Origin of the sequence: Brevundimonas sp. Root1279 (genome assembly GCF_001425945.1) — a bacterium.
Lineage (GTDB): Bacteria > Pseudomonadota > Alphaproteobacteria > Caulobacterales > Caulobacteraceae > Brevundimonas.
Window position 1 is genome coordinate 186953 of record NZ_LMEB01000009.1, and the last position, 22960, is coordinate 209912.

The 22960-nt window shown below is 66.8% G+C and carries 38 protein-coding genes; 17 read left to right on the plus strand and 21 right to left on the minus strand.

Going from position 1 to position 22960, the window contains the following annotated elements:
• Window positions 1-6: 6 nt before the first annotated feature.
• The 18 genes from ASC65_RS14415 to ASC65_RS14505 form a co-directional block, all read right to left on the minus strand.
• The gene (locus ASC65_RS14415; protein ID WP_056454771.1) at window positions 7-468 is read right to left on the minus strand and encodes a hypothetical protein; all 462 of its coding nucleotides are present in this window, start codon (window positions 466-468) and stop codon (window positions 7-9) included.
• Window position 469: 1 nt separating this feature from the next.
• Window positions 470-1687, minus strand: a complete 1218-nt coding sequence (locus ASC65_RS14420; RefSeq protein ID WP_200939850.1) for a hypothetical protein — start codon at window positions 1685-1687, stop codon at window positions 470-472.
• A gap of 27 nt (window positions 1688-1714) precedes the next feature.
• On the minus strand, window positions 1715-3082 hold the full coding sequence (locus tag ASC65_RS14425) for an anti-CBASS protein Acb1 family protein (RefSeq protein ID WP_056454774.1): 1368 nt from the start codon (window positions 3080-3082) through the stop codon (window positions 1715-1717).
• Window positions 3082-4704, minus strand: coding sequence for a hypothetical protein (locus ASC65_RS14430; RefSeq protein WP_056454777.1), 1623 nt, complete (start codon window positions 4702-4704; stop codon window positions 3082-3084). The genes ASC65_RS14425 and ASC65_RS14430 overlap by 1 nt, the downstream gene beginning before the upstream one ends.
• Complete coding sequence (locus ASC65_RS14435; RefSeq protein ID WP_056454780.1) at window positions 4673-5125, minus strand: hypothetical protein; 453 nt, start codon at window positions 5123-5125, stop codon at window positions 4673-4675. Before ASC65_RS14435 ends, ASC65_RS14430 begins: the two co-directional genes overlap by 32 nt.
• A gap of 167 nt (window positions 5126-5292) precedes the next feature.
• Window positions 5293-5754 (minus strand): hypothetical protein, encoded by a 462-nt coding sequence (locus ASC65_RS14440; RefSeq protein ID WP_156459683.1) that lies wholly within the window; start codon window positions 5752-5754, stop codon window positions 5293-5295.
• An 11-nt stretch (window positions 5755-5765) separates the two neighbouring features.
• Window positions 5766-6572 (minus strand): hypothetical protein, encoded by an 807-nt coding sequence (locus ASC65_RS14445; protein WP_056454786.1) that lies wholly within the window; start codon window positions 6570-6572, stop codon window positions 5766-5768.
• Window positions 6569-6757, minus strand: a complete 189-nt coding sequence (locus ASC65_RS14450) for a hypothetical protein (RefSeq protein WP_056454788.1) — start codon at window positions 6755-6757, stop codon at window positions 6569-6571. The genes ASC65_RS14445 and ASC65_RS14450 overlap by 4 nt, the downstream gene beginning before the upstream one ends.
• Entirely contained in the window at window positions 6754-7707 is a 954-nt protein-coding gene (locus ASC65_RS16845; protein ID WP_082526069.1) for a YdaU family protein, read from the minus strand. Before ASC65_RS16845 ends, ASC65_RS14450 begins: the two co-directional genes overlap by 4 nt.
• Window positions 7704-9182, minus strand: coding sequence for a replicative DNA helicase (locus ASC65_RS14465; RefSeq protein WP_056454798.1), 1479 nt, complete (start codon window positions 9180-9182; stop codon window positions 7704-7706). The genes ASC65_RS16845 and ASC65_RS14465 overlap by 4 nt, the downstream gene beginning before the upstream one ends.
• Window positions 9182-9367, minus strand: a complete 186-nt coding sequence (locus ASC65_RS14470; RefSeq protein ID WP_056454801.1) for a hypothetical protein — start codon at window positions 9365-9367, stop codon at window positions 9182-9184. The genes ASC65_RS14465 and ASC65_RS14470 overlap by 1 nt, the downstream gene beginning before the upstream one ends.
• A complete protein-coding gene (locus ASC65_RS14475) occupies window positions 9364-9720 on the minus strand; it encodes a hypothetical protein (protein WP_056454803.1) in 357 nt (118 codons plus the stop codon). The genes ASC65_RS14470 and ASC65_RS14475 overlap by 4 nt, the downstream gene beginning before the upstream one ends.
• Complete coding sequence (locus tag ASC65_RS17390; protein WP_162245684.1) at window positions 9717-10058, minus strand: LexA family protein; 342 nt, start codon at window positions 10056-10058, stop codon at window positions 9717-9719. The genes ASC65_RS14475 and ASC65_RS17390 overlap by 4 nt, the downstream gene beginning before the upstream one ends.
• Window positions 10055-10255, minus strand: coding sequence for a hypothetical protein (locus tag ASC65_RS17395; RefSeq protein WP_056454809.1), 201 nt, complete (start codon window positions 10253-10255; stop codon window positions 10055-10057). The genes ASC65_RS17390 and ASC65_RS17395 overlap by 4 nt, the downstream gene beginning before the upstream one ends.
• Complete coding sequence (locus ASC65_RS14490) at window positions 10252-10932, minus strand: GcrA family cell cycle regulator (protein ID WP_056454812.1); 681 nt, start codon at window positions 10930-10932, stop codon at window positions 10252-10254. Before ASC65_RS14490 ends, ASC65_RS17395 begins: the two co-directional genes overlap by 4 nt.
• On the minus strand, window positions 10929-11435 hold the full coding sequence (locus ASC65_RS14495; RefSeq protein ID WP_056454815.1) for a crossover junction endodeoxyribonuclease RuvC: 507 nt from the start codon (window positions 11433-11435) through the stop codon (window positions 10929-10931). Before ASC65_RS14495 ends, ASC65_RS14490 begins: the two co-directional genes overlap by 4 nt.
• Entirely contained in the window at window positions 11435-11992 is a 558-nt protein-coding gene (locus tag ASC65_RS14500; RefSeq protein ID WP_056454818.1) for a hypothetical protein, read from the minus strand. Before ASC65_RS14500 ends, ASC65_RS14495 begins: the two co-directional genes overlap by 1 nt.
• 47 nt (window positions 11993-12039) lie before the next feature.
• The gene (locus ASC65_RS14505) at window positions 12040-12492 is read right to left on the minus strand and encodes a hypothetical protein (protein WP_056454821.1); all 453 of its coding nucleotides are present in this window, start codon (window positions 12490-12492) and stop codon (window positions 12040-12042) included.
• Between the two features lie 104 nt (window positions 12493-12596).
• Here ASC65_RS14505 and ASC65_RS14510 point away from each other — a divergent pair, with 104 nt between their 5' ends.
• The gene (locus tag ASC65_RS14510) at window positions 12597-12791 is read left to right on the plus strand and encodes a hypothetical protein (protein WP_056454824.1); all 195 of its coding nucleotides are present in this window, start codon (window positions 12597-12599) and stop codon (window positions 12789-12791) included.
• A 103-nt stretch (window positions 12792-12894) separates the two neighbouring features.
• Here ASC65_RS14510 and ASC65_RS17400 read toward each other — a convergent pair whose 3' ends face one another.
• A complete protein-coding gene (locus ASC65_RS17400) occupies window positions 12895-13104 on the minus strand; it encodes a helix-turn-helix domain-containing protein (RefSeq protein ID WP_056454827.1) in 210 nt (69 codons plus the stop codon).
• A 96-nt stretch (window positions 13105-13200) separates the two neighbouring features.
• Here ASC65_RS17400 and ASC65_RS17405 point away from each other — a divergent pair, with 96 nt between their 5' ends.
• From ASC65_RS17405 to ASC65_RS14530, 4 genes are read left to right on the plus strand one after another with little or no spacing between them, the layout of a single operon-like run.
• Window positions 13201-13506 carry a helix-turn-helix domain-containing protein gene (locus tag ASC65_RS17405; RefSeq protein ID WP_056454830.1) on the plus strand — a complete coding sequence of 102 codons (306 nt, stop codon included), beginning with the start codon at window positions 13201-13203 and terminating at the stop codon, window positions 13504-13506.
• On the plus strand, window positions 13503-13901 hold the full coding sequence (locus ASC65_RS14525; protein WP_056454833.1) for a hypothetical protein: 399 nt from the start codon (window positions 13503-13505) through the stop codon (window positions 13899-13901). Before ASC65_RS17405 ends, ASC65_RS14525 begins: the two co-directional genes overlap by 4 nt.
• Window positions 13902-13924: 23 nt before the next feature.
• Window positions 13925-14068 (plus strand): hypothetical protein, encoded by a 144-nt coding sequence (locus ASC65_RS17240; RefSeq protein WP_156459684.1) that lies wholly within the window; start codon window positions 13925-13927, stop codon window positions 14066-14068.
• The gene (locus ASC65_RS14530; RefSeq protein WP_056454837.1) at window positions 14065-14760 is read left to right on the plus strand and encodes a hypothetical protein; all 696 of its coding nucleotides are present in this window, start codon (window positions 14065-14067) and stop codon (window positions 14758-14760) included. The genes ASC65_RS17240 and ASC65_RS14530 overlap by 4 nt, the downstream gene beginning before the upstream one ends.
• 193 nt (window positions 14761-14953) lie before the next feature.
• Here ASC65_RS14530 and ASC65_RS14535 read toward each other — a convergent pair whose 3' ends face one another.
• Complete coding sequence (locus ASC65_RS14535; protein ID WP_056454840.1) at window positions 14954-15235, minus strand: hypothetical protein; 282 nt, start codon at window positions 15233-15235, stop codon at window positions 14954-14956.
• A gap of 177 nt (window positions 15236-15412) precedes the next feature.
• Window positions 15413-15682 (minus strand): hypothetical protein, encoded by a 270-nt coding sequence (locus ASC65_RS14540; protein WP_056454843.1) that lies wholly within the window; start codon window positions 15680-15682, stop codon window positions 15413-15415.
• Between the two features lie 180 nt (window positions 15683-15862).
• Here ASC65_RS14540 and ASC65_RS17755 point away from each other — a divergent pair, with 180 nt between their 5' ends.
• The 12 genes from ASC65_RS17755 (at window position 15863) to ASC65_RS17495 (ending at window position 22828) form a co-directional block, all read left to right on the plus strand.
• On the plus strand, window positions 15863-15991 hold the full coding sequence (locus tag ASC65_RS17755) for a hypothetical protein (RefSeq protein ID WP_268750067.1): 129 nt from the start codon (window positions 15863-15865) through the stop codon (window positions 15989-15991).
• A complete protein-coding gene (locus tag ASC65_RS14545) occupies window positions 15988-16173 on the plus strand; it encodes a hypothetical protein (protein WP_056454846.1) in 186 nt (61 codons plus the stop codon). The genes ASC65_RS17755 and ASC65_RS14545 overlap by 4 nt, the downstream gene beginning before the upstream one ends.
• Window position 16174: 1 nt before the next feature.
• Window positions 16175-16489, plus strand: a complete 315-nt coding sequence (locus ASC65_RS14550) for a hypothetical protein (protein ID WP_056454849.1) — start codon at window positions 16175-16177, stop codon at window positions 16487-16489.
• A gap of 109 nt (window positions 16490-16598) precedes the next feature.
• Window positions 16599-16973, plus strand: a complete 375-nt coding sequence (locus tag ASC65_RS14555; RefSeq protein ID WP_056454852.1) for a hypothetical protein — start codon at window positions 16599-16601, stop codon at window positions 16971-16973.
• Window positions 16970-17230 (plus strand): hypothetical protein, encoded by a 261-nt coding sequence (locus tag ASC65_RS14560; RefSeq protein WP_056454855.1) that lies wholly within the window; start codon window positions 16970-16972, stop codon window positions 17228-17230. Before ASC65_RS14555 ends, ASC65_RS14560 begins: the two co-directional genes overlap by 4 nt.
• 70 nt (window positions 17231-17300) lie before the next feature.
• A complete protein-coding gene (locus ASC65_RS14565; protein WP_156459685.1) occupies window positions 17301-18257 on the plus strand; it encodes a PD-(D/E)XK nuclease-like domain-containing protein in 957 nt (318 codons plus the stop codon).
• A gap of 2 nt (window positions 18258-18259) precedes the next feature.
• Entirely contained in the window at window positions 18260-19273 is a 1014-nt protein-coding gene (locus ASC65_RS14570; protein ID WP_056454861.1) for a hypothetical protein, read from the plus strand.
• Entirely contained in the window at window positions 19270-19971 is a 702-nt protein-coding gene (locus ASC65_RS14575; RefSeq protein ID WP_056454863.1) for a 3'-5' exonuclease, read from the plus strand. The genes ASC65_RS14570 and ASC65_RS14575 overlap by 4 nt, the downstream gene beginning before the upstream one ends.
• Window positions 19968-20141 (plus strand): hypothetical protein, encoded by a 174-nt coding sequence (locus ASC65_RS17245; protein WP_156459686.1) that lies wholly within the window; start codon window positions 19968-19970, stop codon window positions 20139-20141. The genes ASC65_RS14575 and ASC65_RS17245 overlap by 4 nt, the downstream gene beginning before the upstream one ends.
• Window positions 20138-20638 (plus strand): hypothetical protein, encoded by a 501-nt coding sequence (locus ASC65_RS14580; protein WP_056454866.1) that lies wholly within the window; start codon window positions 20138-20140, stop codon window positions 20636-20638. The genes ASC65_RS17245 and ASC65_RS14580 overlap by 4 nt, the downstream gene beginning before the upstream one ends.
• Entirely contained in the window at window positions 20635-21675 is a 1041-nt protein-coding gene (locus ASC65_RS14585) for a DNA-methyltransferase (protein WP_056454869.1), read from the plus strand. The genes ASC65_RS14580 and ASC65_RS14585 overlap by 4 nt, the downstream gene beginning before the upstream one ends.
• A gap of 160 nt (window positions 21676-21835) precedes the next feature.
• A complete protein-coding gene (locus ASC65_RS17495) occupies window positions 21836-22828 on the plus strand; it encodes a hypothetical protein (RefSeq protein WP_200939851.1) in 993 nt (330 codons plus the stop codon).
• The last annotated feature ends 132 nt before the right edge of the window (window positions 22829-22960 follow it).

Consider the following 22960-nt stretch of genomic DNA (forward strand, 5'->3'; position numbering starts at 1 on the left):
GCTCCCTTACGAGGCCGCGGTCAGCTGGCCGTTCGTGGCGGCACGGAACCGCACGAGCTGATCAGCGCCCGAAGTGTTGTTGTAGATTTCCTCGGCGTACCCGATGACCAGGTCCGACAGGGCGGCGATGGCGAGGGTGCCGTTGGCGCCCGGCGTCAGGGCGGTGCCCACGGCCGAGATGTTGACGCCGGTGGCGACGCGGCCGTTGAAGAACTGCTCATCGAGCAGCTCCATCCCGATCACCACGTCGCCCGAGGCGTAGGCGTCTTCGACACCCTTGCCGGCGAGGTAGTTGTCCTGGGCGATCCAGACCTTGCCGACGGTCGTGGCCGCGGCGCGGGTGAAGTTGCCCGAGGAGAGGACGATCAGGTTGCCGGGCTTGATGTTGCCGTCGGCGGCCGGAGCCTCGCGAACCTGCGGGGTGACCTCGGTCACCGGGCCGGCGTAGATCTTGTTGGCGCGGGCCATCTTACTTCACCTCCGCCTTCGGGAGTTGGAACGTGGGCTTGTCGCCGGAGCCCGGCAGCTTGAAGCCGCTGTTGGCGAGGGGGGCGGCCTTGCCCGGCTCGGTCTTCGGCGCGAGGGCGCGAGCGGCGTTGAGCGTCAGCTCGCCGGCCGTGGCCTTGTCCATCAGGTTGGCGGCAACGATCTTCTGGCGAAGGTTCGTCAGCTCGGTTTCGTCCTTGGCCTTCTGCTCGGCCGCGTTGGCGGTCAGCTGGTCGGTCAGCGGCTTCATCTTCGCGTCGAAGACGTTGCCGATGGCCGTGGCCAGCGCATCGGGCTTCATGCTCTCCGAGAGGGTCTTCACCTCTGCGGACAGCGCATCGAACTGCTCTTTCGAGACAGACATGTCGTTCTCCTGGTTGTTGAGTGAGGTTTCCCGCTCGGTGCCGACGACGGCCTCGATGATCGCGGACTTCAGACGTTCCCAGCGGCCCAGGTTTTCCCTGCGCGCCAGTGCCTCGACCAAGCGGGTTCCCGCAAAGTCGATCTCTTGGTCGGCCATCTCCGTCAGCGACGAGTTGATGACCGTGATTTCCTGTTCTTCGCCCTCGGCGTTGACCAGCATGCCGACGCCCTGGTCAGGGGTCGCCGCGCCCGGCTCGTCGAGCAGGATGGCGTCGTGGTCGAAGGCGTAGTCGCGGGCGATCTGCTTGTGGGTCGTCGCGTTGGCGACCGGCGACAGCTTGGCGAGCAGGCCGGTCGAGGTGTGGATCGGGCCTCCGGCCTCGATGGCCGCGAGAACCTTCTTCCCGCCGGCGCAGCGGTTGGCGACCTCGACGTCGATCACCTTGTCCATCAGAACGCGCCCGCCCTCGCGACGGACGTTCTCGTTCCAGGCTCCGATGTACCCGATGTTGATGCCTTCGGGATCGCGGGCCGAGACGAACTTGCCGTTCAGGGTGGGGTGGCCCAGCGGCGCCGGTGTGCGCTCCAGCCCGGCGTAGGACTTTTCGATCTCGTCGGCCGGGTAGAGGATCCCGTTCATCACGACGTTGTCGGGGAGCGTGGCGGCCGGGACGATGATCACATCGCGGCCGTTGCGCTTTTCCCGGCGAACCTTGGAGGCATTCGCGACCGAACGGATGTTGATCCGAACCTGCGAGGCATCTTCGACGGCGTTGTTGACCAGCGGGACGCGCGCGAGTGCGGTCGCGGCCTGGGGGCGGCGAGTGTTGGCGTTCATGGCTGTCCTGTGGTGCTGCGCCGGACCCTAGGCCTCGGCGGGTTCCTCGGGCGTCAGCGCGCCCTCGTCGTCTTCCTCGTCGGCCGGCTCGCGGAACTTGTCGGCGTCAGTCAGGGGCTCCTTGCCCACGACCGAGCGCAGCTCTTCCGGGGTGAAGACGAACTCCCCGGTGTCCTTCATCTTCACGTTCACGTCGGCCATCTTGTCGGCCAGGGCGACCTTGTCGGACATCGAGGTCTCGGTGAGGTCGGACCAGTCGAGGTTCCAGTCCCTTTCGGGCAGGATGCCGAAGCGCTCCAGCCGGCGAACCAGGTCCATCGTGTTGGGGATCACCTCGCCGGTGCGGCGGGACATGGCCGTCTTGGCCCACTCCTCGGCGTCTTCGGTGCTGGCTCGCTCGCCCGTCTGGGAGCCAACGAGGATCTTCATCGGCATCTGGATCGAGGCGGCGAACGACTGAAGGGCCACGGCGAAGAAGTGCTCGGGCGAGGGCAGGGAGACCTGCATGGGCTTGGCGGTGATGCCCTGCAGCAGCATCGACTTGTCGAAGCCGCGGTTGAAGTTCTCGACCTGCTCGTCCATGCGATCGACGACCTCGCCGACCGGGACGCCCATGGCGCGGGCCATGTCCTCGATCTTGGCGTCCTTGTCGATCTCCAGGCTGAGGCCGGACTTGGCGTTCTTCCAGAAGCCCTCGCCGCCGGCGCCGCTGATCTTCTCCAGCGTCAGGAGGTCGTTGTAGCCGGGCTCCAGGAGGGAGCGCCCGTTGACCGTCCCGTCCTTCGACCAGATCAGGACCCGGTCAGGGTGGATCTGGAACTGACGGGGCTGGGTCTTGGACCGATCGACCGACGCCTCGTTGAAGCGGAACATCTTCGGTTGGCCGTAGCGCTCGGAGGTCTGGTCGGTTTCCCACTCGCTGACTTCCAGCTGGCCTTCCCAGGCGGGGATGACCTCGACGAGACCGAGGAGGCCTCCGGAGACCCGATCGACCGGCTCGTCGAAGCGCTTGCTGTCCGCCAGACGGAGGATGACGCCGGCATAGGCCCCGACGAGTCCGCGGCGGTCAGCCTCGGCCAGCTGCTGCCAGACGCGAAGATCGGCGAAGCGCTCCCGGATGTCCTTCTCAACCTTGGTCTCCGGCGTGTCGTCGCCGTCGTCCCGGGCGAACTCCTGAAGCCACGGATTGTCCTGCCAGGTCTTTCCTACCGTCTTGTCCACGCCGGCCCGGGCGATGCCGTTGCGGGTGTAAGCGTGGAAGGCCAGCTCGAAGGTGACCTCCTCGGGGAAGCCGAAGTCCGAGTAGTGGTTGTGCTTCGCGGTGCTGAAGTAGCCCGGGAACATGGTCGCCAGAGAGCGGGTGACCGTGTTGAGCAGGCTTTGACGGGCGCTCATCAGCGGCGGCGCTTCAGGAACATCGCGACCTTGGGCCCCTCGGGCGGGTCGACGTAGTTGAGCATCAGGGCGTCCGCGTAGTCAGGCGAGGCGATGCCGCGGCGTTTCAGGGCTTCCTTCGTCTCGATCACGATCTTGCCCTTCTCGTTCCGGCCCCACTTCACCAGCGAGAGCTGGAGGCAGAGGGCGTCGCTGTCCTTGTCGCCGGACGGCAGGGCGAGGAGGTCGGTCACCTGGTGCTCGATGCCGCCTTCGCGGCCTTCCAGAAACGCGACGTGTTCATGGGTGCGCTGCAGGGCGGTGCGGCAGAGCCACCAGACCTCGGCCTTAGAGTTGCCGAACATCTCCTCGGAGGTCCGTCCATCAGGCCAGCGGCGTTGGCTGGGCGGCAGGCCCGTGTTGACCGCGGAGACCGTCAGCCCGGCGACCTGGTTGTGCTTCAGCGTCGACGCGACGCCGGCGCCCACGCCCGGAGCATCGAAGTTGAGGAACGCTGCCCCGTGCTCCTTCGCGACGCTGAGGCCCCAATGCGCGGTCTCGGTCGTGTCCGGCTCGCCGCGTGACTGCGGCTTGGCGACGATCGGGCCCCGACGGGTGATGGCGACCGACTTGGACTTGCCGGCGCCGACGTCGAGGCCGGTGACGCCTTGGTTGGATGGGGCGAGCCTTGGCTCCAGTTGAGCCAGCCTCTTGGCGCTCTCGACCCACACGGCCGGGATGCAGATACCTTCGACCGAGGCCGAGTAGTCGATGTCGTATTCCGAGGCCCAGGTCGTCGGGTCGGAGAAGCTGGCTTCCTTGGCCGCGGCCCACTCTTCGGTCTTGCGAGGGTCGTCGCGCCAGTGGAGGCGGAAAATCTGGTGGGGCTTCAGGATCGAGTGGCGCTTGCGGGCGAAGAGGTTGCCCATGCCGTTGACCGAGGAGACCCAGATCACGCAGTCGGTGTTACCGGACAGGGCCTTCTCGACTGTCTCGGCGTTGGCGACGAAGGCCGCCTCATCGACCACGTACATGGAGGAGCGTCCGCCCCGGCCCATGTCCTCCCCGCCTTCACCCGTGATGACCGAACCCGTCTCGGGGTTGGTGATCCGCATGTAGTTGTCGTGCGAAGACCGGTTGAAGCCCTCCGGCATGAACTGCGACGGCTGCCGGTAGAGCATGATCCGGATCTTCGCGAAGATGCTGTCCGGGTCGTCCTTCTTGTCGACGTAGTCCACCTTGCGGGAGCCGAAGGTCGACTTGAACCCGGGGCGGAACAGCCACGCCCAGAGAGCGAAGCCGCCGCACAGGTAGGTGACCCCGACGTCCCGGCTCTTCTCCCCGAGCCCTTCCTCGCTGGCTTCAACCCGGGCCAGCAGCCAAGTGATGAACTCGCGTTGCTTGGGCCATAGCAGGAACCGGACGAACGCGCCGCCGGGCTTGCCGACGAGGCGGGGGTCGTAGGTCCATGCGTACTTGTCGAACCAGTAGAGCGGGTCGGCTGCGCAGCGGGCCTTCTCGGCCTCCCACCCGCCGGCCTCAGCCTCGATGCGCTCCCGTTCCTCCCGCTCCCGCTTCAGGCGGGCCTTCTGCTCAAGGAGAGCGAGGGCTTCACGCCTCTGGGGAAGGGGGAGGCTCTTCAACCTCTCCGGAGAGAGCGGCGAGGCGAGCATCAATCTCGGCCTCCGTCAGGTTGGCGTATTCAATCGGCCCGCCGCCCTTGCCGAACATCTCGCGCTTGTCGACCACGAGGCCGTTCAACTTGGCGACGTCCATTAGGGTCTGGCGGGCGACGCCGAGCTTGTTCGCCTCGCTAGTCCGCTCGCACTTTTCGGCGATCTTGAGCAGGCGCTCGGAGATGTCGGCGACCGTGATTTCGGCCCGGGTGGCGGCTCTGGAAAGGATCTCAGCGACGCGCGCCTCGACCTTTTCATTTCCTTTCAGCCGGATCGCGTTCCCGTCGTTGGCTTCGTAGCCGGCGGTGACGTACGCGGTCGAGGCTGGCTCGCCCTTCGCCAGTTCTTGGGCGAACCGTTCGTGGCGAGCATTTTCAAGGGCAGGCATTCGGCCTCCCGGCTTAGCGGTGGCGGGGCTTCCGCGCCCTCCCGAAGCCAGCCATTGCCGCAGCGCAGACATGGATCGGGGCACGAAAAAGGCCCCGAGACACAAGGTCTGGGGCCTCCCGGGCGCAAGAGCACCTATGACGTGTGTCCGGGATTACCTCTCCGCTGTCAAGACAGGTGCCTTGCGGTAAGCATCACAAGGGGCACGGCAACCCCCAGAACGAACGCCAGGCTGGAAATTCCGGATGCCCACGCTACCCCGATTTCTGCATGGTCTCCTTGCTCATCAGCCTTTTTCAGGTCGGCTCGGACTGACGCGAGCTCATCGACGTCATTCAGGCCTTCGTACACCTTCTCGGTGGAAGACCAGCGCCAGTACATCTCCATGTGGTGCATTAGCGCTGCCTCGCACAGGTGCGCGAAGGAAGCTGCTCCAACGCCCACTAGAAACAGCCAAGCTGAGATTAGTGTAGCTGCCGGAAACAGGAGATCTCCGTCCTTCAGGCCGAGGCTGAATGCAGCGAAGAGGGCGGCGCCGTTGCCGACCGCTAACGTCGTGACCCACTTTAGCCGCGCCTCGGCGTTGATGCCCTCAAGTCGGGCCGCCTTTTCTTTGAAAAGATCCGTCATCGTCACAAACGTCACTCCAGCCCGTACGCGATAGCTGCACAGTCGAGCCCGACGAGCAAGGCGTCGGACAGGCGCTTCTGGACAGAGCCGCTGTTGGACAGGCTGGAGAGGTTGGAGCCCTTTCCGGCCACCTCGCGCAGGACCCAGACGGCCCGGCCTACCTTCTCGACCTCGCTCCGTCCGAGGGCGCCGCGGAAGCTCCGGTCCTCCTCCTGGATCATGGCTTCTAAGTCGCGCATGAACATCTCGCGCTCCGCCCTCTTCTCTGCGAAGCCCTCGCCACCCCGGACGATCTTGCGGGTCTGGTCGATCGGGGGAGGGGTCAGGCCTTTCTCTGGGTCCAACAGCTCGTAGTCGGCCCGGAAGCGGAGGCCGGCCGCATGCTGCGTGGTCGTCAGCGACCCAGCGGTCATCAGTGTCTCGAGGCCATCCCGGTCGGCGCGCGGTGCGTCCTTGGCTCCTGGGAAGTTCGAGGTCCCGATGATCCGGCCGCGCAGGGCCTCTAGGGCTGAAAGTTCCTTGAGGTTGGCCTCGGCCTCCCTGCTGTTGAGGCGGGCTTGGATTTCCCGATCCAGAGCATCCAGGATGGCGTGGCCGGCGCGGCGCGCGGCGAGATCGCGCGAAGCCAGCTTCTGCTCAGCATCAGCGAAGCGATAGGCCTGGCCCTCGGTCAGGGTCACGCCGCGGATGGTCAGCGGCACGGCGTTGTCGTTGGCCGTCTCGACGTTGTCGTTGGCTCCGATCGCGCGAGGGAGCGACGGCTTGCCGTAGCGGTGGCGGCGCTGGTCGCGCTTCTTCTGACGGTCGGCCTTGCTCACTGAACGGTCTCCCTGATGGCGATGATGGCGGCTCGGGCGGCCGGCCCGTAAGTATCGACAGCTACGTCCCGGGCGTAGGTTTCGGCGATACTCACCGCCACCTCACTGAAGCCAGCGATACGCATCTCCGCAGAGGCGATGGCCACCGCCACGCGCTCGATTTCTCCTGCGGTTGGTTCGGTCACGCTGCGTCTCCTTGGGCGACCAGGGGGGTGTCGGTGTTGGCGGCGTCGACCTCGACCCGAACCTTGGCCCGATCGAGCCAGGCGGAGAGGTCGCGGGTGATGGCGGCGGCCACGGTCGCTGACCTGGCCAGCAGGGTCCGATCCGCCGGGCGCCAGCGGCAGTAGTGGTCGATCCACCGGCGGGCGTAGTCCTCGTCTCGCTCGCGGACGACGGCGGCGCGGAGCTCCGGGGGGCCGTCGAAGGTCCGGGCTGGGGCGTCCGAGGGGCTTCCCGCCGCTTCGGTGAAGCTGGCCCAACGATCTTTCATGATCAGGCGGTGGATGCCCTTGGCCCGGTCGCCGGCGTAGGTGTCGGAGCGGTAGGCGGCGAGGAGGCCAGCGAGCACCTGGTCGACCGACTTCCCTCGACGAAGCGCCGAGTTCAGCTCGAGCTCGACGTCGGCGCGGCTCGATCGCTCACGGGCCTTCGGTGGGCACTGCGACCAGATCGCCTCAACCTGATCCGAAGTCGCCTTCGGACTCTTCGTCCCCCCTGGGGGACTAGAGGGGGTTTGATATCTGATATCTGAAGAATGCTCTGGCAAAACGGTAGCATTTGCTACGTCCGTCTTGTTTGTTTTCAGCGCCTTAGCCTTCCCACCTCGTGAACCGGAAACGGCACGTTTGATCGACTTTTCGGAAGACTTTTCGAGCTCGATCGTCAGCCTATGGTTGGTCAGTTCGGCACCCTCGACGGTGAAGAACTCCAGCACCTCGTCGGCGATCTTGGCCCACCGCGAAGGGGAGCAGCCGGCGATGCGGGCGAGCTTCTTCGGGTCGTTGGGCAAGCGTCCGTCAGACCGCCACATGGTCATCAGGAGGAGCAGATAAGCCCCGTGCTGCTCCGTGGTCAGGTGGCGGGTGTCGCCCAGGTAGTCGGCGACGTAGAGCTGCATGAAGGGGGCGCTCATGCGTCACCGCCGAACGAGAAGCGCTCGCCGCGGGGATAGTCCTGCTCGCGGGCGAGGTTTCCGAAGCGGGTCGTGTCGCTGTCGAAGGACAGGCGAACGGTGCCGATGGGGCCGTGGCGCTGCTTGCCGACGATGACCTCGGCCTGGTTGCGGCACTGGTCCAGGGCCTCGATCCACTTCATGTGGGCGTCGGTGCCTTCCTTGGGCTCCGAGCGGCTGAGGTAGTATTCCTCGCGGTACACGAACATGACGCAGTCGGCGTCCTGCTCGATCGAGCCGGATTCCCGAAGGTCCGACAGCATGGGGCGCTTGTCGTCGCGGCTCTCGACCTGGCGGGAGAGCTGTGACAGGGCGATGATCGGGACGTTCAACTCCTTGGCCAGGGCCTTAAGGGCGCCGGTGATCTGGCTGACCTCCTGAACCCGGTTTCCGCCCTTGGAGTGGTCCGTGGTGATCAGCTGCAGGTAGTCGACGACGATGAGGTCCAGGCCATGCTTACGGGCATGGCGGCGGGCCTTGGCGCAGAGCCGGGCGATGTTGATGCCGCCGGTCTCGTCGATGTGCAGGGGGATGTCCCGAAGCTCGGCCTGGGCGTCCTTCAGGCGTCGGAACTCGGTCTCGTTGATCAGGCCCTTGCGGATCTTGTCGTTGGAGACGCCGGCGCGGTCGGAGACGATGCGGAGCGCCAGTTGCTCCTTCGACATCTCGAGCGAGCCGAAGAACACCCGGCCGCCGGCGACGGTGCGGCGCTCCTGGGTCTCGGGATCAACCACGGCCTTGTAGGAGCGGGCCACGTTGAAGGCGATGTTGGTCGCCAGCGCCGTCTTCCCCATCGACGGACGGCCGGCGAGGATAAGCAGATCGGAGGGATGCAGGCCGCCAAGCTTCTGATCGAGGTCGCTCAGGTCGGTGGCAAGGCCAGTCAGCTGGCCGTCGCGCTTGTAGGCGGCCTCGGCCTGGGCAAGGGCCCCGTCCAGGGCTTCGGCGAAGGTGGCGACCCCCTTGGCCTGCTCACCGGCCTCGGCGAGGCCGAATAGGGCTCCCTCGGCCTTGGAGACGTGCTCCTCGGCGCTCATGGCTGGGTCGGCAGCCTCGGCGACGATCTCGCCTCCGATGCGGATCAGGTCGCGACGGACTGCGAGGTCATAGACGGCCCGGGCATACTCAGGGGCCCGAGATGGCGGCGGCGCCGCGTCGACCAGGCGGTAGAGGTAGGCCAGCCCTCCGAAATCGGTGAAGCCCGGGTCGCTCGCGAAGTTGTCGGCGAGCAGGGTCGGGTCAGCCGAGCGCCCGCCGGCCGCCGCCGCAGTGATCGCGTCGAACAGGCGCTGGTGGAACGGCTCGTAGAAGTGGGCTCCGCGCAGCTTCTCGGGCAGCCGTTCGAACACGGCGTTGTCGTACAGCAGCGCGCCCAGGAGGGACTGCTCGGCCTCGATGTTGACCGGGAGCGCGGGCTGCGAGTCTCGCGGGTCCATCACGCCGCCTTCTCCTGATCGAAGAGAGGGCCGCACTTGATGGCCTCGACGCGGGATAGGGCGGCGTCGGCGAACCGATGCAGTTGTTCGGCGACGGCTGGGTAGCGCTTCTCGCGCGACTTGGCCTCACGGCGCATCAGGCGGGCGTAGTGGAGTTCGGTGTCGACGATGTCGTTGCGGTTCATGCCTCGTCCCCGTCGTTGGCGGCCTTCGGCAGGCGAGCGAACAGGCGCTCTGCCTCGGCCGCAGCAACCTTGCGCGGGAGGATGTCGCGGCCGGCCTCGTAGGCTTCGCGGCTCAGGATCGAGGAAGCGGTTGGGTTGCCGTGCAAGGCCATGAGCTGAACCCGAACGGCTCCAGCGAGTGACTGCGCGAAGTCCGCGCGGTCTTCCTCCGGCAGGTCGATGATCTCACAGGCGACCAGGGAGGCGGCGCGAGCGTCCAGTGCCTTCTGTCGAGCGGTCCGGTCGACGCGAGACTGCTCACGTTCCCGCCGGCGGTCGATCTTCTCGACGATGACTCGTTCGTTGCGGCTCAACGCAGGCACTCCAGGACAAGTTGACGGACGCGCGGCCAGGGGAGATCGCCTTCGAGGGCCTTGGCGCGGATCAGTGAGGCGCAGATGCCGTCGGCGACTTCAGAGGCCCGCAGAGGGGAGGGCGCGGGCCTGATCACCTCCAGCGAGCGCCTACGGTTCGCCAGCCGCCGAACGAGGCCGCGCTCTTCCAAGGCGGTGATGAGGCGGTGGATGCTGCTCTTGCCCTCGATGTCGAGACGATCGGCGATCTCGCTGTAGGTCGGCGACACGCCGTCCACGGTCAGATCTTCGATCGCCTTCAGGCAGTCAGCCTGCCGCCGTGTGAGCCCCATCGTCATCCGATCCAGCTCCCATTGTCGTTGGCGGAGAGCGTCAGGCGCTCGATCTCGGTGGCGGTGATGGCGCGGACAGCGTCCATGCCGCCTAGGTCTCGTATCGTCCGCATGGCCCCAGCGAGCCGGGCGCGGGCGATCGCGATGTTGTCGGCCCGCTGGATGCCCCGAGCGGCGGCCTCGAAAGCAGCGGCGGCGTTCATGCGGCGTATCTCCGCAATGAGCGTTCATAGGCCTTGGGGTCGGGCTTGTTGCCGAGGAGTGACCGCGAGACAGCGCGGCGCGCATGCTCAGCGCAGTAGGTCTCGACGGCCTTGTTCGAGACCTCGGGGACAGGTTGGCCGCAGCAGAGCTGGTTCGCCGGCCGATCGGGCTCGCCAACGGGCCAGGAGCAACGACCGAAGGGCCGAGCGATCAACAGCACGGCATCGTCGTTGGCGGGCGCGGCGAAGCGAGCGAGGACGCTCCTGCCGTAGATGGCGTGTTCCTCTGAGCGCCGCTGGGCCTCAGCGGCGTTGACCGTCCCCACCTTCCCGAACACCGCGGCGGGCTTCAAGTGCGGGCCCTGCTTTGCCGGCTGACGCTTGGTCTTTGGGTGCGGGTTGGCGAGAGCACGGGCGCTGCGGGCCGCGTTCGCACGTTGCAACGCCTCAATCGACCTCTGCCTGGCAGCGGCGTTCATCCGGTTCGCCCAGGCCAGGTTAGCCTGAATGACTTCGGGCGAGTGCTTCAGTCCCAGCCGCGACAGACGTCCGATGATCTGGTTTCGCGTGAGGCTCATAGCCTCCGCAATCTGGCCGCTCGTCTTGAACTGAGCGTGGTGCTTGCGCAGTTCGACGTCCCGCTCGGGCCAGGGACGGACAGGCTTGGTGGTGGTCATGCTGCGCTCCTGAAATTCATGGGGTCCCAGCGGCCGGCCTCCTTCGGGAAGCGCAGGCGCAGGGCGCAGAGCCAGACACCGAAGGCGTCGGCTTCGTCTGAGACGATGGGGGTGAGGCTGTAGTGACGGGCCGCAGCCATCATGAGCTGCTTGTCGGCCCGTCCGTCGCCGGTCAGGGCCTTCTTCACTTGGCTGGTGGCGACCTCAGCGACCTCGATGCCCAGGCGGTGCCCGATCATCTCAGTGACGCCCGCCATCCCCTGCAGTTTGCGGGTGGTGGCGATCTGGGTCTGCCCAGCGAGGATCGGGGCCTCGATGACGATGAGAGTGGGCCCGACCTCGCGAACCTTGGGCTCCAGCCAGTCCTGCCAGGCACACAGGAACCGACCCACGTCGGGACCGGTCGAAGGCATGACGACATGACCGAGCGTCGGAACCTCGCCGGTGTCGGCGGGCCCGAAGCAGAAGCCGGTCTGGGTCGCGAGGTCGAGCGCCAGCAACATCAGGCGGCGGCCTCTTGCTCGGAGGCGTCGTTGGCCGCATCAGGCGTCTTGGCATACGCGGCGGCCATCTCGGTCTGAGCCCGACGCCAGCCTTGCGAGAAGTCGGGATGATGGGCCGGCGAGACCCAGTCCGGCGGGACCTCGTCTTCACCGCGGCGACCCATGGCGTAGCCTTCAGCATCCGCGTCGACGGCATCCCGGGCGCCATCGCCCAGGCCGAACAGATCGGGTTGCGCGCCGGCGGGCAGGCCAGCCCAGCGGCGGAGCTTGGCGCGGCGCTCCTCCTCGGCGACTAGGTCACGGACGCTGGCCTTGCCGTCGTCCAGGATGGCCTGCAGCTCCTTGCGCTTGAAGCCGTCGCCCTTCGCCTCGTTGAACATGTCGTTCATGACTGAGCGCTCGGCGTCGAGCTCGGCCTTCTTGATCGCCACCCGGTTCTGCTGGGTCCGTAGCTTGTTCAGGTGCGAGAGGAAGTTGGCTTCCTCGTTCGCGTTCGGGATCTGCGGCGACGACCCGGCTTCCGGAGTCTCCGGCTCACTCTTCAACTGTCGGGCCATGCTGGCCTCCTTGCTGACCGCTCAGCGGGGCGGTCGGTCCCGTCCGGTCACGCCGCGCGAAGCGGCGAAGGGGTGGCGGCCTCGATCGCCCGGCGGACACCGCGGACGCGCTCAAGCGCTTCTTCGGCGTCGCGCTCGGCGGCAGCGATCAGGTCCATGTCGTTGGGGGAGAGGCGACCGTCGGCCAGGGCCTCGCGGACAGTCGAGACGACGTCCATGCTCTCCTGGGCCAGGTCGAAGGCGAGCTCTTTGAGGCAGCCGGTGATCGGCTTGGCCTTGCAGAGATCGAACAGGGCGGCGCTGTAGATCGGGCGGGCGATGTACGCCTCAAGGTCCGCGATCACGTCCGCCGGCATGGTCGAGGCGTCGTGCGGGTTCTGATAGCCGGAGAGCGCCGACTTCTTCACCCGGCAGGCGCGCGCAGCCTCCTCCAGGCCCCCGCAGGCCTCGATCAGTTCGCCAGCGAGGCGGGAGTGTTCGCGATGGCTGAGCTTGTTCACTGGATGTCTCTCGGGCGTTTCCGGATGACCGGGGCGAGCGTTCAGAGGATTGGGGAGGCTGGAAGTTCGGGGGAGGCGGGGGCGTGGTCGTTCGCGGGTGCAGGATGTTCAGCGGCTTCGACACGGAGGCCGAAGGCTGGGCGCTGCGGGAGGTCCGGACGCTCTGCGGCCTCACGCTGGGCGGCGACCGCGGCGTTGAAGAGGACGCGCTGGGAGCCCAGGACAGCGCCCCGACGCTGGAGCCGGCGCGCGACCGCGATCACCTGCGCCTGATCAGCAGCCACGGAAGCCTCCGGTGAAGAGAACGGCCCCGGCGGGGCGTGAGGAATGGGGGTCAACCCCGCCGGGGGTCACGACGCGGGCTTGGGGGGAACCGCGGCGCGATGTCGTGGAGGCTGACATTCAGGCAGCCTCGTCATGGGAGTTGTCGTCGTTGGCCGCGCGCTTGGCGGGGAGGGGCCAGGAGCTCACCGGAATGCCGAGCTCTCGCTCCAGCTTCAGGGCCAGCGCGAGCGAAGGCGATTTGCCTCCGGCGAGCAGCTGATGGGAGTAGGGCTTGCTTACTCCGAGGCGCTGGAGATCGGCGGCCTTGATGTCGAGAGCGGCTTTCATGACGCCGAAGGTATGCGAATGACATACTTCTCGGCAAGCGAAAAAGTATGCTCTCAGCGAAACGACAGCGTTGGCGCGAACGCGCACAATGTATGGATGGAGCACAACCACCTTCGCGCCTGGCGAAAGTTCCGCCATTTGACGCTCGACGAGGTCGCGGCGGCGATCGGCTCGACCAAGGCCACTGTTCAACAGCTCGAGGTCGGCCGCATGTCGCTGTCGCAGAAGTGGCTGATCAAGATCGCGCCCGTCCTCGGCACGACGCCAGGCATGCTGCTCGACCACGATCCGAACGATCTTCCCACCAGCGTCCTCGAGACCTGGGCCTCGATCCCGTCGGAAGATCAGCCGAAGGCCCTGGAAGTGCTGAAGGCCTTCAAGAGAACGGGCACGGACGGATGATCGCTATCCTCGCGGCGCTGGCCCTCCAATCAGCGCCTCCGTACCTTCAGTTCATGGAGGAGGCCGAAGCGCTTGGCCGCGCGGCTTACCTGGGCGGCGTGTGCGCCGGCATGGGCATCGTGGAGACCGACGAGGGCGCTCTGCAGGACCTGGCTGACGATTTCATACGCCGTGCCACGATCGCGCGAACCGACGGCCCTGTCCTAGACGGCGCTCTGCAGTCCGGTATCCAGCGCGAGAAGGAAGCAGTCGCGCTCATGATGGACCTCGGGCCCGACGACGGGTCCGCGCGTCGCCGACAGCGGGAAGATCAGGCTGCTGAGTACTTCGGAAAGGGCTGTGCCGACCTCACGCTGGACTATCCGGAAGCCTTCAAGCTGCCGGCAGAAAACTAACCGGCCTTTCGGGGGAGAGCCGCATGCTTGCCTACATCGCCGCCCTGGCGATCCAATCGACGGGTCCGTCCGACGTCATGGAGATTTGGGGCGACATCAGCGAAGAAGACCGGCCAGCAGCCATTCGCGCGCTGTGGGGCTTCCGCCGCACGGGGACCGACGGATGATCACGCTCGCTCTTGCTTTGCTCGTCCAGAGCGCGGAGCTGCCGAGGGATATCCCGGTATGCATTGCCTATCACGAGCGCCTGGTCCGGCGCGGCGAGTCTTCGGCGCCCGCCATCGGTGAAGAGCGCGCATCGGACGTCGGTGATCCGATCCTGGTCGCGTCGCGCTACGAGGTTCGTGATGCCGGACTGACTCTTAGCGAGCCGCTGGTGATCTCTGGCACGACGAGCCGGGCACCCTTTACGTTGATCATCCCTGTAGGCACCGGGATCGTCGAAGAGCCGGCCGGGTATAGCGCGAGGGGGTACGTCTTCAACGGTCAAGGCCCTAAGCCCACCGCGGTCCATTTCGAGCCTGACGGCAGCGGCAACCCGGTCGCCAGGGTGTCCTGGGGCTGGGTCAAGGAGCGCCATCAGATTACTCAGGGCGTCTTCCGCACCGCGCCCACGGAATGCGTCTCAGTTCCGCGTGACAGCCTGACACGGCAGCTCGCCTTCACCGGCATTTCGCGCGGGGTTGTCTCCCTCGAGTATCGGGAGTTCTCCGGCGACATGGCGCGGCCGGCGTTCACCCAGGTAGCGACCTACGATCTCGCGGACGGGACTACCATTGGCTTCCGCGGCGCTCGGATCGAGGTGCTGAGCGCCGACAACACCGAGATCCGGTATCGCATCCTTCGGACATTTGACTAGGCCAGCGAGCGCGGTTCGGGGCGGCGGGGCCTGTTAACTGGACCTAAATGGCCGACTCGTGCATTATGCAACTGCGCGCGACACGGTGAATCTCCGGGCCGTAGCCAGTTCGTTTTAAGGCAAGTGGACGGGTGCAATGTGGGGGAAAACGGAGTCCCCACCGCGCAAGAAGGGGCGGGAGACCGCCCCTTTTTCATTCGAGCGGCCACACGCGCTGAAATCGCTTCCGCTTCCGCTTCACGTCGTCCGAGCCGAGCGCGTGGAAGGTCACAACGAACAGCCGCCGCCGTTCCGCACAGCACTTCACGGTCAGCTGAAACCAGCGCTGGAACTGTTCTGACCAGTACAGAAAGGTCATGTGCCGCGCCCGGTCGTGGAAAGCCTCGCCGTTGCGGATGGCGATTCCAACGATCTCAAGATGGGGGACCTCGAGGCCATGCTTGTCGAGCGCCTTGCGGGCGTACTCGTGGGCCATTCTGATCTCACGGGACGACGCATTTAGGTAGCCGTTGAGGTAGGCCGAGATTCGGCCAACGACCCGTTCCGATCGCTGTCCGCTCTGGAGGAATCGTTTCCATTCACCGACGTCCATCTGCGCACCGTAGCGGGTTGGGCGCCTCGCTCAACGCACGGGGGCGGAACGGTCCACATTCTACGCGGCGTCGTCGACCCAGGGGTCTGCAGCCTCTTCTGTGGGCGTCGGCGTCTGCCCGAAAGTCGCGATCAGTCGCGGCTCTTCCCATAGATCCTCGTCGGGATGCCCCTCGACCGAGAACACCGCGACGCCGTCCGCACCGGCGATCAGTACCTCCGCGCCCTCACGCGCCCGCTCCTCGTTTAGGAATTGATGCACCTGGCCGCCCTGAAGCCGCCCGCGGCGGATCCAGAAAGCCTGTGCGCAAAAGATCGTCTTTCGAGCCAATCGTTCGTCTCCTCTCGCGTTAACGAATCATCGGTAGGTGGCCCGGAGTCGAGTCCCGCTACTGAGGGGTGCGACCAAAACTGACGCATGGCTTGGCGGGAAAGTATGCTGTCAACATATTTTCCCTTGCGTCCAAAAGTATGATCTGCACATACTCTCTCCATCAACCGGAGAGACCGCATGTCGCTCAAGTCCAAAACCCAGCGTGACCGCGCCGCCGCCTTTGAGGCTGCTGTGCGTGACCTGGCCGTCGCTGCCGAAGCGCAGCGCTTGATGGCTCTGGCCGCCCTGTCGCGGGGCGCGCTGTGAACGCCGCCGCCGCTGACCGCGCCCGCTATTACGCCGCGCATTTCGGTTCGGCCGCCGCCGCCTTGGAGGTGGTGAACCAGCCGGGCCACAACGACGCGTTCGACCGCGACGTCGTCACCCACCTGAACACGATGCGCCGGGACGAAGCTCTCGCTGCCCTCTCGATGAAGAAGGCGGCTTGAGATGGAACACGTCTCAGCACCGCTGGCCCGCGCCCTTGAGGGCGTCGCGTCCCGGCTCTCCTGCATCAACGAGCTTCGTGAGTGCACGGCCATGAGCGCCGTCGACACCGCCATCGAGGAGATCCGCGAGTGGGTCGACCGGTGGGGTCCGCACATGAAGGTCAACGACCCCGAAGAGTACGCCAAGACGCAGCGCATCCTCGGGACCCTGATCGAGCTGCAGGCCAACGAGGTCCAGATCTCCGTCCGCGAGGGCGAGGTGAAGCACATCCGGGAGGTCGAGGCCGCCCGGGTCGAGCAGGACCTCGCAGCATGAGCGCCATCCCCAACACCGAGCTGGCGGTCCTCATTCAGAGCCTCGCCACCGTCTGCGCCGTGCCGGCCGTCGTCCTTGGTGTCGCGGCCTGGCTGAAGAGGAGCGAGAAATGAACCGCGATCGGCTGAGCATCCTGCGTCGCCGCCTGTCCGAAGTTTCGGATGAGCGCTTCGACATTCGACACCTGCTGACCAACGAGGATGGTCAGAACGAGGGCTTGCGGAAGGATGCACAGTCCTTCCTCGGGCGCTGTGGCACGGCCGCATGCATCGCCGGATGGGCGAACTCGATCTGGGGCGGGTTCGACAGCGGCAGCGCGATGGAAGCGCTCGACCTGAGCGAAATTCAGGGCCTTGAGCTCTTCGAGCCCGCCGGCTTCGAGGACGGCGGCTACACCCGTGCCGACGCTATCGCCGCCATCCAGTCGATGCTCGACAACCCGGCTGACGATGCTCTGCCGGTTTGGCCGGAGGCGCCGCAATGATCGCCCAAGGTCTGATCAAACACACCGCCCGCCTTCGCTGGGTCGACGCCGCCGGCAATGAGCAATCCGAGCGACACGCCGCTTGGTCAGCTCGCCGGGCGACGGAAATGGCCTGGGGCCGCGCCAAGTCGATGAAACTGTCGGGCGAGGCGAAGGCCTTCCGCATCGACCACGCCGAGCGCCCGGTCCTCTCGGAGGACGGCCTCGTCCTGATCGCCGCCAACGACGAGTTCGGCATCCCGCCCTGCGCCGCCTGATGGGCCTGAGCCTTCTCGCGATCGCCGTCGGCCTGCTGGCCATCTTCTCCATCCCGCTTCGGAGGAAGCCGTGACCCTTCACCAACCGCTCCCGATGCCGACTTCCGGCAAGATCAACCAGCCCGGCGTCTACGCTCTGCCGATCGAGGTGTATCACGGCCAGCCGACGGTCGGCCCGTCGATCAGTTCCAGCGGGCTGCGCACCATCTGGCAGCAGAGCCCGGCGCACTACTACGTCGACAGCGCCCTGAACCCGAACCGCGCTCCGGGGGAGGACCGGCCTGCGTTCGCGGTCGGCCGACTGGCGCACAAGCTGCTCTTGGAAGGCACCGACGGCCTGGCCGAGGAGTTCGTGACCCGGCCGGAGCAGTGGTCGGACTGGCGGACGAAGGAAGCCCGCGTCTGGCGCGACGAGCAAGTCCTCGCCGGCAAGACCGTCATCACCGACGCCGACCTCGCCGCCGTCACGGGCATGGCCGAGAGCCTCGCCACGCATCCTCTGGTCGAGCAGGGCATCCTGGACGGATTCGTCGAGCGGTCGCTGCTCTGGCAGGACGCCAAGACAGGCGTGTGGCTCAAGAGCCGCCCGGACGTCATCCCGAACTCCTCGGGCCTGTTCGCTGACCTCAAGACCACGGCGAGCGTGGCTGACGACGAGTTGGCCCGGTCGCTGGCCTCCTACGGCTACCACATGCAGGCCGCCCTGGTGGGCATGGCCTCCGAGGCCGTCCTCGGTCGCCCGATGGAGGAGTTCGCCCTCGTCTGGGTGGAGAAGGCTCCGCCGCACTGCGTCCGTGTGACAGTGCTGACGGGCGCCGACATCGAGCGCGGCCGCATGCAGCTGCGCTCCGCCATCGATCAGTTCGCCCGCTGCCTCGACACCGGGCGCTGGCCGGGCCCCGGCGGCGACCGCGCCGACGCCGAATACCTCGAGCTCCCGGCCTGGGCCGCGACGCGCATCGACCGCGAGCTCGAACTGCAGGCCGCCGAGGCCAACGACAATCACTCCCATCCGAAGGCTGCCTGATCATGAGCAACGCTGTCACGACCACCTCGCCGAAGCCTCCGATCATGGCGGGCGGTCAGGTCGCCGCCCTGGTTCCGCAGTCGCTCGACGAAGCCTTTCGGGTCTCGCAGGCCATCGCCTCTTCGGGACTGGCTCCCCGCGGCCTCGACAAGCCTGAGCAGATCATGGTCGCCATCATGGCCGGCGCTGAGCTGGGCCTCGCGCCATTCCAGGCGCTGCAGTCCTTCGCCGTCGTGAACGGACGCCCGACCCTCTGGGGCGACGGCCTGATGGCTGTGGCTCGCGCTCAGGGGATCAAGGCCCACGAGACGATCGAAGGGGAGGGCGACGACATGATCGCCTACTGCACCGTCGTGCGCCCCGACACGGGCGAGCAGATCGACCGCCAGTTCTCCGTCGCGGACGCCCGCAAGGCTGGCCTCTGGAACAAGACCGGCCCGTGGCAGCAGTACCCCCGCCGCATGCTCCAGATGCGCGCTCGCGCCTGGGCTCTCCGCGATGGCTGCGCCGACATGCTCCGGGGCTTCCAGGTCCGCGAGGAGGTCGAGGACTATCAGCCGGTCCGCGATGTCACCCCGCGCCAGGCCCCGAACCTCGCCGCCCGCCTCGCCGCGCCGAAGGCTGAGGACGCGCCGGCCGAGGGCTTCTCCGTCCACAACGCGCTGGGCGACGACGACATCCTCGAATTCGACGCTGGTTCTCCGGCCGCGTCGGATGAGCCCTCCCTTGCCGAACAGGATGCCCCGGCAGGGGAGGGTGACTTCCCCGGTGATGGAGGAACCACAGCCGGGCCCGCTGAGGCCAACGCCGATGAAGGGTCGGGCCTGGCTGTGGACGTCATCGCGTGGGCGGATGCGCTGATCCGCGACCTGCCGTTCGTGACTCCTGACGCCGTCGCGGCGCTGGAGACCAACCGCAAGGAGCTGGCGAAGTTCGCCGTCCTGCGCGCCACGGACCTGGCGAAGGCCAAGGAGCTGGAGAAGGCGATCAACAGCGCCAAGGACGGCACCCAATGACCGTCATCCGCGTCATCGACTTCGAAACGACCGGGATCGAGCCGCCTGCCGAAGTGGTCGAGGTCGGGTTCTGCGACCTGACGCGCGACGACACCGGCGCATGGTCGGTCGGTCGCCCGTCGGCCTACCTGTGCGGGGTCGCCGCGATCCCGCCGGAGACCCGCGCCGTCCACCACATCACCGTCGCCGATTGCGCCGGCCAGCCGGCCTATGACCCCATCGCCCTGCTTGAGAGCGCCTTCCACTGCGCCGTCCTCGCCGCTCACAACATGGAGTTCGAGGCGAAATGGCTGCAGGTCGAGGGCGCGGCGCCGATGCTCTGCACCTACAAGGCCGCCCTCCGGGTCTGGCCGGACGCGCCGGGCCACTCGAACAGCGTCCTGCGTTACTGGCTGGAGGATCAGGGCCTCCTGACCCTCGACCACGCGACGGCCATGCCGCCGCACCGCGCGGGCCCGGACGCCTACGTCACCGCCCACATCCTCAAGGCGCTCTTCGCCGCCGGCGCGACCGGCAAGGACATGGTCGCCTGGACGAAGGAGCCCCGCCTCCTGCCGACCTGCCCGATCGGCAAGTTCCGCGGAAAGGCCTGGGCTGAGGTCGAGGCCGGCTTCCTCAACTGGATGCTCGGCGTCCCCGACATGGAAGCGGACCTGAAGTGGAACGCCCGCCGTGAGCTCGAGCGGAGGGCCGCGTGAACCTCCGCCCCCTTCTCGAAAGCCACGTCGGCCTGATGGCAAACCAGCTGGTCGACAGCTCGCTGGAGACTACCCGGCTGTACTGGCGCAAGAAGTCCGGTGCGACGCCGCTGGAAGCCGCCGACCCGCGCCCGTTCGCCGTCGTCCTCGCCGAGAGGGCTGCAGCATGAATCCGCCCGTCTCCGCCATGCCCGAGCGCCCCGACGTGGAGATCGAGGCCCGCCGGCCCCTGACCCGCCGCGAGACCATCGAGCTTGCCGTTCGCCAGGGCGGCCGGTGCGGCTGCGGCTGCGGGTTCAGGCTCGACGCCCTTTCCGAGGGCGTGATCGACGAACACGTCCTCGCTCTCACGCTGGGCGGGACGAACGACCTCGCCAACCGCGCCCTGTGGCGGAAGCCCTGCGCCCAGGACAAGACCAAGTGGGACCGCTCCGCCAACGACAAGGTCCGACGCCTCCGCGGCGAGACCTGCGCCGGCGAACCCGCCCGCAAGCTGCAGGGCCGCGGCTTCGGCGACCGGACGCGCAAGTTCAACGGCGAGGTTTCGCTGACCAAGGCCGCCAGAAGGCAAGCCGAGGGCGGATGCGACAAGCTGGCTGGGTATGAGCCGAAGGCGAATGCACCAAAGGACCGCCCCCAACCCGACAGCGGGGAGGGTGGGCGATGAGCGTTTCCATCCTGATCGGAGACGTGCGGGACCGTCTGCGGGACATGCCCGCGGACTCCGTGGACTGCGTCGTCACCTCGCCGCCGTACTGGGGCCTGCGCGACTACGGTGTGGCCGGGCAGATCGGCCTTGAGCCGACGCTGGCCGAACACCTCGCCGTCATGGTGGACGTGTTCGAGGAGGTCCGCCGCGTCCTGAAGCCGAGCGGCACCCTCTGGGTCAACTACGGCGACTGCTATGCGACCAGCCCCAACGGACGCTCAGCGGCCGATACGAAGGCCGCGGGCACCGATGACCGAACCTTCCGCGACAAGCCCTTCAGCACGATCCAGGGGCTGCTGAAGCCCAAGGACCTCTGCATGGTCCCGAACAGGCTAGCCATCGCCCTGCAGGAGGCGGGCTGGTGGGTCCGCAGCGAGATCATCTGGGCAAAGCCGAACCCGATGCCGGAGAGCATCACGGACCGGCCAGCGACGAGCCATGAGAAGATCTTCCTGCTGTCGAAGGCTCCCCGCTACGCCTACGACGCTGCGTCCGTCCGCCAGCAGCGCACGTCAGACGAGGACGCCGTGATCTTCCGCGGCGGGTCCTACGTCGGCGGCGAGACGGACAACGGCACGACCGGCAAGCGGACGGTCCGCGGCAATAAGCGCCTGCGCGGCCACGCTCGCGAGCACGAAGGCCTCACGGGCCGCTGGGACGGCATGACCCGCGCCGAGCAGCAGTCCAATGGACGGAGCCTGCGCAACTATGAGCCTGCGCCGGTCGAGGTCTGGGTGATGGCGACCCGCCCATTCTCGGAGGCCCACTTCGCCACCTTCCCGCCAGAGCTTGCCGAGCGCTGCCTGAAGGCTGGCTGTCCTGCCGGCGGAACTGTCCTCGATCCCTTTGGCGGCGCCGGAACCACGGCCCTGGTCGCCGACCGCATGGGCCTCGACTGCACGATCATCGAACTGAACCCCGAGTACGCCGAGATCGCGCGCAACCGCATCGCCAGCGAGCAGGGCATGTTCGCCAACGTCAGCGTGGCCGCATGACCTGCGCCCCCTGCCATATCGCCCAGCAACGCGCCCGTTCCTCTGGTTTCAAGGACTGGAGAGAGGGCGTCTGCGGAGACTGCGCGGCTGTGGATCTGGATGCCTGGCTGAAAGAGCGGGGCGCGCCGGCCGATCAACAAGACCTCTTTGGAGCAGCGGCATGACCATTCAACAAGACTCCGCCCCTGAGCTTTGCCTGCCGTGTTCGCGCGGGTTCAAAGAGTGCGACTGCCGGGAAGACTCCGCCCCTGATGGAGAAGGGCTTGGTTCAAAGCCTTCGGCTTTACCCACCGAGCAGGCCGGGAAGCCGGTTCTCGCCCTTCACCACGAGCCCCTGGTTTGCGCCGTCCGCGAGACCGTCGAGGTTATGCGGATCACGCTGTGCGGCTCTACCCGCTTTCGCGACGAATACGAGCTCTGGAACAAGCGGCTGACCTTGGCCGGGTTCCTAGTCTACTCCGTGAGCGGCTTTGGTCACTCGGGAGACGTGTTCACCGACGAGGAGAAATCGCGCCTCGACCAAATCCATCTCGCCAAGATCGACGCTTCTCACGCCGTCGTCGTCATCAATCCCGGCGGCTACATCGGAGCCAGCACCGCGCGCGAGATCGAACACGCGCGGGCCTCGGGCAAGGACGTCTATTTTCTGTCCCACGGGCGGACGGTCTATCAGCTACGAACCGGCCCGGACGGCGCTGGGTCACTCCGTTACCGCGCCTTCGACTGGTCGCCGAGGCTGGCCGCCATCAGTCCCGCCGAGCAGGTGGGTACGGACGAGCCGTCAGGCGAGGGAGTGCAAACAACCCCCGAAGCTGAACGGGATGCGCTTCGGCTTGCGATCTTGGGCGGCGAGGATGTGCCCGGCGTGGCCGCTACGGTGTCCGTCGAGCAATGCGTCAAGTTCCTGCTGGAAGAGCGGCAGGTTCATGAGTGGTCGGCAGAACAGCAAGCCGAACTCGACACCGCTCGCGCTGATCTCGCCCGGAAGGATGCGGCGCTGTCCCAGGTTGGCCCGAAGGCGCGTCAGTGGGCTGGCTTCTACCCCGAGGCAAGCGACGGTCGAAACACCTTCATCATGTTCGCCGAGTGGGCCGAAGGCCTCCACGCCTCAGCCCGCCAAGCCCTCGAAACAAAAGCAGGGAGAGCGTCGTGATCCTGGTTCCGATCCTTCTTCGCTCGGACTGCCGAGTTGAACTTTACCTGCCCCACGACCTGACTCCGTCAGAAGCAGAGCGCATCTGCCGCGTCGTGACCTCGTATGTCGATGAAGCGGGCGTGTTTCGAG